Origin of the sequence: Labrys sedimenti (assembly GCF_034424805.1) — a bacterium.
GTDB classification, from domain to species: Bacteria; Pseudomonadota; Alphaproteobacteria; order Rhizobiales; family Labraceae; genus Labrys; species Labrys sedimenti.
On record NZ_JAXOUF010000007.1, the window covers coordinates 74,446 to 86,288 of the forward strand.

The 11,843-nt window shown below is 64.6% G+C and carries 11 protein-coding genes; 6 read left to right on the plus strand and 5 right to left on the minus strand.

All coding sequences use genetic code 11. The features are described from left to right. Positions 1-137: 137 nt before the first annotated feature. Positions 138-1,058, minus strand: coding sequence for a LysR family transcriptional regulator (locus tag U1R88_RS20640; protein WP_322432930.1), 921 nt, complete (start codon positions 1,056-1,058; stop codon positions 138-140). An 88-nt stretch (positions 1,059-1,146) separates the two neighbouring features. Here U1R88_RS20640 and U1R88_RS20645 point away from each other — a divergent pair, with 88 nt between their 5' ends. The 6 genes from U1R88_RS20645 (at position 1,147) to U1R88_RS20670 (ending at position 6,257) form a co-directional block, all read left to right on the plus strand. Continuing rightward, a complete protein-coding gene (locus U1R88_RS20645) occupies positions 1,147-2,130 on the plus strand; it encodes a TIGR03571 family LLM class oxidoreductase (protein WP_322432931.1) in 984 nt (327 codons plus the stop codon). 18 nt (positions 2,131-2,148) lie between these two features. Next, positions 2,149-2,973, plus strand: coding sequence for an aldo/keto reductase (locus U1R88_RS20650; protein ID WP_322432932.1), 825 nt, complete (start codon positions 2,149-2,151; stop codon positions 2,971-2,973). A gap of 12 nt (positions 2,974-2,985) precedes the next feature. After that, positions 2,986-4,188 carry an MFS transporter gene (locus tag U1R88_RS20655; protein ID WP_322433072.1) on the plus strand — a complete coding sequence of 401 codons (1,203 nt, stop codon included), beginning with the start codon at positions 2,986-2,988 and terminating at the stop codon, positions 4,186-4,188. Between the two features lie 26 nt (positions 4,189-4,214). Then, the gene (locus U1R88_RS20660; protein WP_322432933.1) at positions 4,215-4,541 is read left to right on the plus strand and encodes a MoaF-related domain-containing protein; all 327 of its coding nucleotides are present in this window, start codon (positions 4,215-4,217) and stop codon (positions 4,539-4,541) included. A gap of 61 nt (positions 4,542-4,602) precedes the next feature. After that, the gene (locus tag U1R88_RS20665) at positions 4,603-5,034 is read left to right on the plus strand and encodes a PPC domain-containing DNA-binding protein (protein ID WP_322432934.1); all 432 of its coding nucleotides are present in this window, start codon (positions 4,603-4,605) and stop codon (positions 5,032-5,034) included. A gap of 242 nt (positions 5,035-5,276) precedes the next feature. Beyond that, positions 5,277-6,257 carry a sugar-binding transcriptional regulator gene (locus U1R88_RS20670; RefSeq protein ID WP_322432935.1) on the plus strand — a complete coding sequence of 327 codons (981 nt, stop codon included), beginning with the start codon at positions 5,277-5,279 and terminating at the stop codon, positions 6,255-6,257. A 175-nt stretch (positions 6,258-6,432) separates the two neighbouring features. Here U1R88_RS20670 and dhaL read toward each other — a convergent pair whose 3' ends face one another. The 4 genes from dhaL to U1R88_RS20690 all read right to left on the minus strand — a co-directional run bounded on the left by dhaL (position 6,433) and on the right by U1R88_RS20690 (position 11,711). Beyond that, complete coding sequence (gene dhaL, locus U1R88_RS20675; protein ID WP_322432936.1) at positions 6,433-8,199, minus strand: dihydroxyacetone kinase subunit DhaL; 1,767 nt, start codon at positions 8,197-8,199, stop codon at positions 6,433-6,435. A gap of 36 nt (positions 8,200-8,235) precedes the next feature. Then, positions 8,236-9,201: an ABC transporter permease gene (locus U1R88_RS20680; protein ID WP_322432937.1), complete on the minus strand. Its 966-nt coding sequence runs from the start codon at positions 9,199-9,201 to the stop codon at positions 8,236-8,238. Continuing rightward, complete coding sequence (locus U1R88_RS20685; protein WP_068281667.1) at positions 9,191-10,690, minus strand: sugar ABC transporter ATP-binding protein; 1,500 nt, start codon at positions 10,688-10,690, stop codon at positions 9,191-9,193. The genes U1R88_RS20680 and U1R88_RS20685 overlap by 11 nt, the downstream gene beginning before the upstream one ends. A 76-nt stretch (positions 10,691-10,766) precedes the next feature. Further along, the gene (locus U1R88_RS20690; protein ID WP_068281669.1) at positions 10,767-11,711 is read right to left on the minus strand and encodes a substrate-binding domain-containing protein; all 945 of its coding nucleotides are present in this window, start codon (positions 11,709-11,711) and stop codon (positions 10,767-10,769) included. Between the last annotated feature and the right edge of the window lie 132 nt (positions 11,712-11,843).

Consider the following 11,843-nt stretch of genomic DNA (forward strand, 5'->3'; position numbering starts at 1 on the left):
GCGTCTTCTCCGTGCCGCGAAATGTGCAGGAAAACCGATTGGATTGAACGAGGAGTCTTGATCAGATTTGATCATCCCAATGGGCTGGCACTCCTCGGCGGTCCTGCCGTCAGCATTCCAGCCCAGGCACCTCTTCGTCACGCCACGGCCGCGTCCTTGCCCGTGATGAACGCCGTCAGGCGCGGACAAATGAAATCGAGGAAGGCCCTGACGCGATAGGGCAGATGCGGGCCGCCCAGATAGAGGGCGTGGATCTGTTCCTCGTCCCCCTCGACCGCCTCCGATAGAACCTCGACGAGGCGGCCGGCCGCGATATCGGCCCGGACATGATATTCGCCGAGCCGCGCCAGCCCGGCTCCCGCCACTGCCATGCGCCGAACGGTCTCGCCATTATTGGCCAGCAGGGGCCCGCCGACGACGCGATCGACGATACGCGCCCCTTCCCGCAACGGCCAGACCGGCGCGGCCCTCCGGAAATTGAAGCCGAGGCAATTGTGCCCGGCGAGATCCTCTACGGTCCTGGGCTCGCCCCGGCGCTCGACATAGCGCGGAGCAGCAACGATCTTGCGCCGGGCTACGCCGATGCGGCGAGCGACCATGGCGGAATCCTGCAGCGTGCCGACCCGGAAGGCGACATCGGTACGGTCGAGATAGAGATCGACCATCTCGTCGGACAGGGAGACGTCGACGACGATATTGGGATGGGCCGCCCAGAACGCCGGCAGCAGCGGTTCCAGGCCCAGCACGCCCAAGGCGACCGAGGCGTTGACCCGGACGGTGCCGCCGGCACTGGCCGCGCCTTGGGACAGGCTGCGCTCGATCTCGTCCAGTTCCGCCAGCAAAGCGAGGCTCTTCTCATAGAAGATCTGCCCCTCGGCCGTGAGCGACAGCCGGCGCGTGGAACGCTCGAGCAGGCGCACGCCCAGGCGCTCCTCGATGCGGCCGATCAGCTTGCTGACCGTCGAGGGCGTCATCAATAGCAATCGCGCCGCTTCGGAGAAGCTACCGCTCTCCACCACGCGCAGGAAGACCTGCATCTCGCCGACGCGATTGTCCATGCGAGGCTCCGTCTATGAACTGGTTTCACAGATAATGTGGAAGGCGAGGCAATTATCAAGTCGGATCTAAAGAGATACCTAGCCACTCATGAAAAAGATTTCCGCATTGGAGTTGATCCGCAAGCCGGATCACATGACCCTCGGCATCGAGTTGCCGCTCGACAATGACTGGTCACCTGCCGGCGAGGCCCAGCGGGCAGCGCAAGGGCGCCCGCGCGGCGTTCCCGATCTCGATGCGCAGACCGATCTCGTCCGCAAGGCCGACGATCTCGGCTTCTCGGCGATCTGGATGCGCGACGTGCCTGTCTTCGACCAGGTGAACATGGGCGATGCCGGCTCGGTCCACGATGTCTTCACCCTGCTCGGCTTTCTCGCCGGCGTGACCCGCAAGGCGGCCCTCGGTACCGCCGCGGTCGTCCTGCCGATCCGCCATCCCCTGATGACGGCCAAGGCAGCGGCCTCGGTGGACGCCCTCTCCGGCGGCCGCCTGATCCTCGGTGTGGCCTCGGGCGACCGGCCGGTCGAATATCCTCTGCTCGGCCTTGATTTCGAGGCCCGTGGGGAAGCTTTCCGGGAGGCGGTCACCTATCTGCGTGCGGCCTGGCAGCCCGGCGGCCTGCCGGTGAACGGCGAGCGTGTCCCTGCGCTGGACCTGCTGCCGAGGCCGGTGCAGCCGACGATCCCTCTGGTCGTGGCCGGCCAGGCCCGGCAGGACGACGCCTGGCTCGCCGCCCATATGGACGGTCGCTTCGTCTATCCGGGCAGCCTCGACAAGACGGCCCAGCAGGCGCGCGGCTGGGCCGACGCGACGGCCGGGCGCGGCGCCTTCATCAGCGCATTCCATCTCGACCTGCTCGACCGGGCCGATGCGCCTGCCACGCCGATCCGCTTCGGCGCCCGCGTCGGCCGCGAGGGCCTGGTCGCGCATTTCAGGGCGCTGGCTGCGGCAGGCATCGACCACATCGCCATCAATCTGCGGCAGTCGGCCCGCCCGCTTGCCGAAGTCCTCGAGGAACTCGCATCGGATGTCATGCCGATGCTGACCAGGAACCCCGCGGCGCTGGCCGCCTGACACTCCCAGGAGACGAAAATGCAGACCATCAATGTCCACGGCGCGGCCATTCCCGCCCTCGGCTTCGGCGTGTTCCGCATGTCGGACGCCGAAGTGGAGCGCGTCGTTCCCGCCGCGCTCGAAGCCGGCTTTCGCCATTTCGACACCGCCCAGATCTATCAGAACGAGGCCGCGCTCGGCCGCGCCCTCCAGGCCGCCGGCGCCCGTCGCGAGGATCTGTTCCTGACCACCAAGGTCTGGGTCGACAATTATAGCCAGGCCAGGTTCGCCGCCTCGGTCGATGAAAGCCTCGACCGGCTGAAAGTGGACCAGGTCGACCTCCTGTTGCTGCATTGGCCGGGCGACAAGGTCGCCATCGCCGATCAGGTCGAGATGCTGAACACCGTCCAGGCTGCCGGCAAGACCCGCTTCATCGGCGTGAGCAACCAGAATATCGCCCAGATGCAGGAGACGATCGCGCTAAGCAAGGCACCCATCGTCACCAACCAGGTCGAACTGCACCCCTATCTCGACCAGCGCGCCCTCGCCGCGGCCGCCAGGTCCATGGGCGTGGCCGTCAGCGCCTATTACGGCATGGCCGACGGCGCCGTGCCTCGCGATCCGCTGCTCCAGCGCATCGGCGCGAAATATGGCAAGAGCGCCGCGCAGGTCGCGCTGCGCTGGCTGGTCCAGCAAGGCTTCGTGGCGCTGTCCAAGACCGCCAGGCCCGAGCGGGTGGCCGAGAATATCGCCATCTTCGACTTCGCCCTGAGCGATGACGACATGGCGGCGATCGGCACGCTCGCCCGCCCGGATGGCCGCCTCGTCAGTCCTCCGGGTCTGGCCCCGGCCTGGGACGACTAAGGAGGGACGATGATGAACACGAACGGTTCGGCCGCTTCAAGCGGTGCGCCCCGGCAGGGGTTCAACTGGCCCCTGCTCGCCCTGGCCATCGGCGCCTTCGGCATCGGGACGACCGAATTCACGCCCATGGGCCTGCTGCCCGTCATCGCTGACGGCGTCGGTGTTTCGATCCCGACGGCGGGCATGCTCGTCAGCGCCTATGCGATCGGCGTGATGCTGGGTGCTCCGATTATGACGCTCGCCTTCAGCCGCTTCGGCAAACGCACCGCACTGATGCTGCTGATGGGCATTTTCACCGTCGGCAACATCCTGTCGGCGCTCGCACCGGGATATACCACCCTGCTGCTCGCGCGGCTGGTCACCAGCCTCAACCATGGCGCCTTCTTCGGCCTCGGTGCCGTGGTTGCCGCCAGTGTCGTGCCCAAGGAGAAGCAGGCGAGCGCGGTCGCGACCATGTTCATGGGGCTGACGATCGCCAATATAGGCGGCGTGCCAGCGGCCACCTGGATCGGCCAGCAGATCGGCTGGCGCATGGCCTTCGCCGGTACGGCAGTACTCGGCCTCCTCGCCATCGCCTCGCTCTGGCTGGCGCTGCCCAAGGGCGAGCCCGGCACGGTGCCTGACGTCAAGCGCGAACTCGGCGTGCTCAGCCGGCCGGCCGTCCTGCTGGCGATGGCGACGACCGTGATGGGTGCCGGCGCCATGTTCACGCTCTACACCTACGTCGCGCCGGTGCTGGCGGACCTCACCGGCGCCTCGGATACCTTCGTCACGCTTGCGCTCGTCCTGATCGGCGTCGGCTTCACCCTCGGCAACGGCCTGGGCGGACGGCTCGCCGACTGGTCGCTCGATGGTGCCACCAAGATCTTCCTCGCCGCCCTCGCGCTCATCATGGTGCTGCTGCCCTTGGTGCTGACGAGCCATGTCGGGGCGGCGATCGGGCTGCTTGCCTGGGGCGCTGCAACCTTCGCCATCGTCCCGCCCGTGCAGATGCGGGTCATGCAGGCGGCGGCGGAAGCACCGGGCCTGGCCTCCTCCATCAATGTCGGCGCCTTCAATCTCGGCAATGCGGTCGGGGCGGCTGTCGGCGGCGGCGTCATCAGCCTTGGCTTGGGCTACGCGGCGGTTCCCGTCGCCGGTGGCGCGCTTGCCGCGGCCGGCCTGGCGCTGGTGTGGCTCGGCCGGACGCGGACGGCCCTCGCCTGCCATGCCTGAGGCAACGCTCACAAAGGTGAAACCAAATGAACCCTATCGCATTTCCCCTGGCCGGGCAGCGTTTCGAGGTCGACTACGGCGACCTCGTCGCCACCAATGCCCATGCGGCGGACGCCCCTTTACTCCACTATGAGATTACCAAGGGCCCGCTGACCGGCAACAGAGCGACCGTCGGCTTCGAGTGGCAGCATCTGTGCGGACAGTCCTATGCCATCTCCTGGCAGGAGGCCGACGGCTCCACGGTCGTCCACATCGACGACTTCGAGGCGGGGCACTCGCTCGCCTTTTTCACGACGCCGGATGGCACGTTCTTCCGCCTGGAAGGCAGCCTGCAGCCGCTGGCTGCATCATAGGGGTGGCAGCCCTGGCGCCGACGGCGCGACCAGCCTGCAGCAACGGTTCAGGAGGTCCGGGATGACCGAGCACAGGCGCTACATACAAACGCCGGACGGCTATTTCATGGTCCTGCGGCAGGGCGACGACGTCTTCGCGCGGCTCGAGGCCCTGATGAAGGAGAAAGCGGTTCCGGCTGCCAGCTTTGTCGGCTTCGGATTTCTCCGGCAGGCGACCTTCGGGTTCTTCGATTTCGACGACAAGGCCTATCGTCCGAAAACCATCGAGAATCTCGAGCTCGCCAACATGACCGGAACCTTGGCGTGGAAGGATGGCAAGCCCGCGATCCATGCCCATGGCGTGGCGGCGGACGACCACTTCCATGCCTTCGGCGGCCATCTGCTCGCGCTCGAGGTCGGCCGTGGCTCGCTGGAGATCCGGGTGTCGGTCTTTCCCACGCGACTAGAGCGCGCGTTCGATCCTGCGATCGGCGCGAATGTGCTGCAGCTCTGACAGCCAGATCGCGGATCCTTCGTTACCAACCCGATCGACGGTCTTTCCCCGGGGGCGGGGCGTTCGGCGTGGAACGCGTCGTGCAAGGCGGCATATTGGGCGGCAAAGGTTGCGCCGGGCCGGGCGATGCATCGGTAGAAAGAAGCGAAAACCCTGTTTCGGCACTGGATCGCCTGTGACAAGGTTTGCAACGGCTCATGCCACACGGCTATACCGAATGCCCCATTCTACAGGACCAATCCGTGCCCAGCAGCGAGATCGAAGACACCATGCCAGCCGGGGCGAATCTTGCCGAGGAACTTGAGCGCGCCCGCGTGGCCTGGCTCTATTTCGTGGGCGGCCAGACCCAGCAGGAAATCGCCGAGCGCATGAACATCACCCGGCTGAAGGTGAACAAGATCATCGGCCAGGTTCGGGATACAGGCAAGGTGCAGATCCGTGTCAGCTTGCCGCTGAGCGACTGCATCGATCTCGCGGAAAGGGTCTCGGCACGATACGGCCTGGTCGAGTCGGTCGTGGTGCCGGACGTGGCGGACTATCTCGAGCAGAAGCGTGTCATCGGCGAGGCGGCCGGCATGCTCGCCAGTTCCCTGATCAATGGCCAGGACATGGGCGTGGGCATCGGTTCGGGCCGCACGCTGAGCTATGCGGTGCGTGCGTTGACGGCGAAACTGCGGCCGACGAGTTGGGTGGTCGGACTGACGGGCGGCGTTACCAGCGGCTCGTCGACGAATACCTTCGAAGTGGCGACGGCCTTCGCCCGTTCCCTCGGCGTGGAATGCCACTATTTGACGGCACCGATCTATTGCGCCAATCCGGAAAGCCGCGATGCGGTCCTCCTGAACGAGGAGTTGACCGACGTCCTGGCACGCACGGAAATCGCCGACATCGGCCTCGTTTCCTGTGGCCCGCTATCGCATGACACTTCGCTCACGCAGATACGGGTCGTGAAGGATCATCTCGATGCCATTCTCAATCTGGGCGCCGTCGGCGAATTCATGGGATGCTTCCTGGATTACCAGGGCCGCCCCGTCGACCACTTTCTCAACGAGTCGATCATCGCCCTGCCGCCGGACAAGCTCAAGATAAAGCCGATCTCGGTGCTCGTTTCGGGCGGCACGGACAAGATCCCGATTATCCGGGCGATCCTGCGGGCTGGATATGTCAACCGCCTCGTAACCAGTGAATCGGTTGCCCGAGCCCTGCTACAGGGGCCACGCTAACGCCCGGCCGTCACGAAGACGGCAGATATTCAGCTCGTGCGAGATCTCGCCGCTGCGACGTTTGGCCAGACGGTACCCGCAAGGCCGCCGGGGCAAGCCCGGCAGCGGCAAAGGTTCCGCGTCTTCCAACTCTTCGGCCAAGCGGATCCAGGCGTGCGCACCGCTCCATCGGCCCTCAGCCGAGGGCGCGCTGGCGCGCTTCGGACATGGCCCTCAGCATGACATAGGTCGACGCCGCACCCGGATCGATATGCCCCATCGAGCGCTTTCCGAGCTTGGCTGCACGGCCGCGTCGGGCCTCCATTGCAGCCGTCGCCTCCATGCCATCCTTGGCGCCGTCCCTGGCGGCGATCAGGATATCGAGCGTCGAGCCTTTTTCCCGCGCTTGCTCCAGCGCCGCGGAGACGGCGGGTACCCAGGCATCGATCATGGTCTTGTCGCCCGGTTCGGCGCGCCCACGATCCCGAATCCCCTGGCAGGCCGCGGAAAGCCAGGCCGCCAAGGCCTCGGAATCGAGATTGAGACGGTTGCCGACTGCCGTGCCGGCCCGCAGGAAAGCAGTGGCGTAAAGCGGCCCGGAAGAAGCGCCGACGGCATCGAGAAAGGCCTTGGCCATGCGCTTGCATATGCCCTCGATCGCCTCATTGTCCGGCCCTTCGTCAAGGGCCTTCTGCACGGCGCGCCAGCCGACCTCCATGGTGACGCCGTGGTCTCCGTCGCCAATGACACCGTCGAGCTCGGAGAGCCAATCCTTTTCCGCGATGATCTGGTTGCCGACATTCTGCATCATGGCTCGGAACAGGGCAGGCGTGATGTCGCCATCGGCGATGAGTTCTGGAGCGGCTTCCGTTGGCGTCGCACCACGATCGGCTGTCCGTTCCGGCTGGCGACGCACCGTGCCCTTCTCGGCGACCGGGTCCATTGCGCCGACGGTGAGGGCCAAAGTCCGGCAGGGATGGTCAAGCAGGGCCTGAAGCGTGTCGTCGAGCTTCATCAGCGTCACCGAGGCACCTGCCATTTCCAGCGACGTCGCGTATTCGCCTACCCAGGATGCGTGGATCCTCACACCGAGGGCATCGAGGCGCTGCTTGACGCGCCGGAACATCACATAGAGTTCGATTTGCGAGGTTGCGCCCAGACCATTGACCAGGACGCTGACACGATCTCCTGGCGCGAGTGAGAGCTCCCGGGCCAGATTGTCCATCAGTTCGTCGGTGACGACGTCGGCCGTCGCCAATTTCTGGCGCCGAATGCCCGGCTCGCCGTGCAGGCCCATGCCGATTTCCATATCTTCGGCACCGATGGTGAAATTGGGCTTGGCCGTTTGCGGCAGGGAGCAAGGACTGAGCGCCACGCCCATGGAGCAGGTTGCGTCATTCGCCGCGCGGGCAAGCGCTTCCACCCGTGCGAGGGGTTCGCCGAGATCGGCCGCAGCGCCGGCGATCTTGAACACGAAGAAATCGCCGGCAATGCCGCGCCGCTCGTTCTTGCGTTCGGGTGGCGCGGAAGCCACGTCGTCCGCCACCGCGACCTGGCGCACATTCATGCCTTCCCCGGTCAGTTCCTCCGCGGCCATGGTGAAGTTCAGCACGTCACCAGTATAGTTGCCATAGAGCAGCAGCACGCCGGCGCCCCCATCGGCAGCATGCGCCGCTTCGACGATGTGCGCCGGGGATGGAGAGGCAAAGACATTGCCCACCGCTGCGGCATCCGCCAGGCCGCGCCCCACATAGCCCGCGAAGGCAGGCTCATGGCCGGATCCCCCGCCGATCACGATGCCGACCTTGCCCGCGCGCGGTCCGTCCACGGCGACGATGGCGCGGCCCGTTTCTCCTTCCACGCGCAGCAGGTCGGGATGTGCGCCGGTCATGCCCTCGATCATTTCCTGGATGATCTGGTCGGGCGCGTTGATCAGCTTCTTGGTGGAGACTTGTTCGTTCATCGTTTCTTGTTCCGCGAATTCTTCAATCATGTCCGTTCAAGCAGCTTCGCCGCGCAGATAGCGACGAGAGATGGCATCAAAGGAAATTGCCAGCACGACGATCGCACCCGAGACAATGCCCTGCCAGTAGGGCGATACGCCAAACAGGACGATGATGTTTTCGATGATGGCAATGATGCCGGCGCCGAAAATGGCTCCGATGGGGCTGCCCACGCCGCCCGTGGTGGCGACGCCGCCGATCACGCAAGCCGCGATGGGTGCCAGCACCCAGGTATCGCCGATGGATGGCTGGGCCGTTCCCAGGCGGGCCACCATGAGGACGCCCGCCAGCGCCGCGAGAGCGCCGGCCGCCACGAACACGATCAGCCGGACGAGGTCGACACGGATCCCGAGCATGCGCGCGGCGCTCCGGTTGTTGCCGATCGCATACATGTAGCGGCCGAACGGCGTTTTCACCATGACGAAGGTGGCAACGAGGAGGGCGCCGATCATCGCCACGAAGGGAACGGGGACGCCGAAGACGTCGCCGCGGCCGAGATATTGGATGTGCTGCGGGATGCCGGTGATGGCAACGCCGCGCGTCAGGACCAGATTCGCGCCACCGTAAATGCCCGCCGTGCCGATCGTCAGGACGAGCGAGTGCAGCCGCAAGCCGGTAACGAGCAGCCCATTCGCAAGCCCCAGGGTGGCCCCGAGCGCGATGGCGAGCACCATTGCCGTATAGGGCTCGATACCGAACTTCATCATCAGGACGCCGGAGGCGATCCCGCAGAGGCCGCCTATCACGCCCAGCGACAGGTCGAGTTCGCCAAGCACCATCAGCATGGACTGCGCGATGGTGATGAGCCCGACGAAGGCGATGCCGCGCGCCACCACGGACATGTTGTAGGAGGTGAGAAAATAAGGTGAGACGATCGCCGACAAGGCGAAGATGACCGCAAGGGCCGCAAGGACTCCCGCGAGCGGATCGCGCAGGACCGTGGCAAGTGATTTAGACGACATCGGCGTTCATCTCGGTTCCAAATATGGCGCCCACCAGCGTTTCCGTGGCCGTGTCGGCCGTGACATATTGACCGGTCAGGCGCCCGTTATGCATGGTTATGATGCGGTTGGCACATTTGCGCAGTTCGGCGATCTCGGACGAAATGAGGATGACGCCGACGCCTTCCTCGGCCAGCCTCTTCATGATCCGGTAGATTTCCGTCTTGGTACGAATGTCGATGCCCTTGGTCGGCTCATCGAAAATCAGGATCTGCGGCCGCGTGGCCAAAGCGCGGCCGATGATCGCCTTTTGCTGATTGCCGCCCGACAGATGGGAGATACGCTTGCCCATGCCGGCGGTGCGGATGCCGTAGTCGTCGATGATGGTCTGGACCGCGCTGCGCTCTCGCTTCTGGCTGATGCCCAAGGGGCCGACGGTGAGAGACAGGATCGAGATACCGACATTCTCGCGCAACGACAGCTGCGGGAATATGCCGTGAAGCTTGCGCTCCTCGGACAGATAGAGCATGCCCGCCTCGACGGAGCGGGACGTATCGTTGAGCCGCCAGTCCTTGCCGGCAACCATGACCTTGCCGGCGCTCGCCTTGCGATACCCAAAGATGGTTTGCATGATTTCGGAGCGCCCTGCCCCGACCAGGCCGGCGAAACCGAGGATTTCGCCGCGGCGAAGATCGAATGAGATGTCGCTGAAACGCGGACCGGTCAGCCCCCTGACTTCCATGATCGTATCGGTCGCATGGCCCTCGGGACGAAAATGCTCGTCCAGCGCCAAATGACGGCCGGACATGGCGCGTATGAGATCCGGCTCCGAAATATCGGCGATCCGTCCGCTTTCGATTTTCTCGCCGTTGCGCAGAACCGTATAGTCGTCGCCGATGGCGAAAACCTCGTCCATCTTATGGCTGATGAAGACGATCGCATGGTTGCGATCGAGGAAGCCGCGCATGACCTTGAAGACCCGCTCGACCTCCACACCGGTCAGCGCGGAAGTCGGCTCATCGAGGATGAGAACCTTCATATCCTTGTTCGTGGAAGCGCGCGCGATCTGCAGCAGTTGCTGATCCGAGACCGAGATATTGGCCACCAGATCCTGAGGGCGAGCCTCGATGCCAAAACGGTCGAGATAGGCCTGCGCCTCCGTCATCAAGGCACGACGGTTGAACAGCATGCCGCCATGACCCGTGCGGTTCAGGGGCATGAAGAGGTTCTCAGCAACGCTCATCTGGGGAAACAGCGTGAGCTCCTGAGGCACATAGGCGATATTTCGATAGAGGGAGGGCTCTTCGGCGGGATCACGGCCATCGATCCTGATGGTCCCCCGCGAGGGGTGTTCCGCGCCGGTGAGAATCTTGACCAGGGTCGATTTGCCGGCCCCGTTTTCGCCGGCCAGGATATGAGTGCGCCCGAGCTCGACCTTGAGATCAACAGCATTGAGCGCAGTCACGCCGGGAAAGTCCCTGCCCAGTCCGGTGGTTTCAAGATAGGCCATGGACCAAGTCTTTCACTTTTGACGAATAAGGCGCGGGCAAAGGAGCCCGCGCCTGTCTACTCTTTGTGCGAGATACTCAGCCGCCCACGTTCTGCTTGGTCAGGAAGGCGTTGCCGGTGTCGATGAAATCGGGAACGGGCGCCCCGGTCGCCTTGGCCCACAGCATCATCACCGACCAGTAACCCTGCAGTTCAGGCTGGGACGCCGAAGAACTCTCCGCGACGCCGGTGCGGATCATGTCGAGCATTTCCGGCAGGTTATCGAGCCCGACAAGCGTGACCTTGCCCTGTTTGCCAGCCTCGACGATGGCCTGGCCGATGCCGATCGGCCCCGCGGCATCGGAGGCAACCCAGCCCTTGAGATCGGGATGCGCCTGCATGATGGCAGCGGCCTGCTGCTGCGCCGTCTGAATGCTGTCGTTGTCGATCCCTTCGGCCACAACCTTGATGCCGGGGTTTTCGGCGAACACCTTGCGATGGCAGTCGGCCCGGATCGCATGATTGGGCGCCGTCGGCACACCCATCATGATGGCAACTTCGCCCTTGCCGCCGAGAAGTTCGACGAGGCGGCGCGAAGCGATCTTGGCCTGCTCACAGAAATCCGATCCGATATGGGTGATCGACATGCCTTCGGGCGGCACGGAATCGAACAGGACGAGCGGGATCTTCTGGCCCTGGGCTTCTTCCAGCGAAGCGCGATTGCCCGAAGGATCCAGAAGATCGATCGCCAGGCCATCGGGATGCGTGGCGAGCGCACTGTCCAGGATCTGGTTCTGCTGCACGACATCCGCGGACTGGGGAGCGGAATAGACGATTTCGACATTGGCGCCCGTTTGCGCCTTCAATGCCGCCGCGGCCTGCTGGGCGCCCTGATTTACCTTGTCGAACCAGGGATGGACGACCTTCGGCACGATGACAAAGCGATAGCTGTCCTTCTTGACGGTACCGGGCGCGCTTTGGGCCAGGGCTGCAGCGGGCAGCGCAAAAGCGGCACATGCGATCAGCGTCGCGAGCTTATTCATGGAGTCCTCCCTCTATGGTCGACAGGCAGGGCAAATCCGCCTGCGGCGTGCCGTCTGACTGCAGTCAGTTCCGGCCGCCTTCAGCAATCGATACACATGTATTTTCATTTTTACAAGAGTTATAGAAGCGCA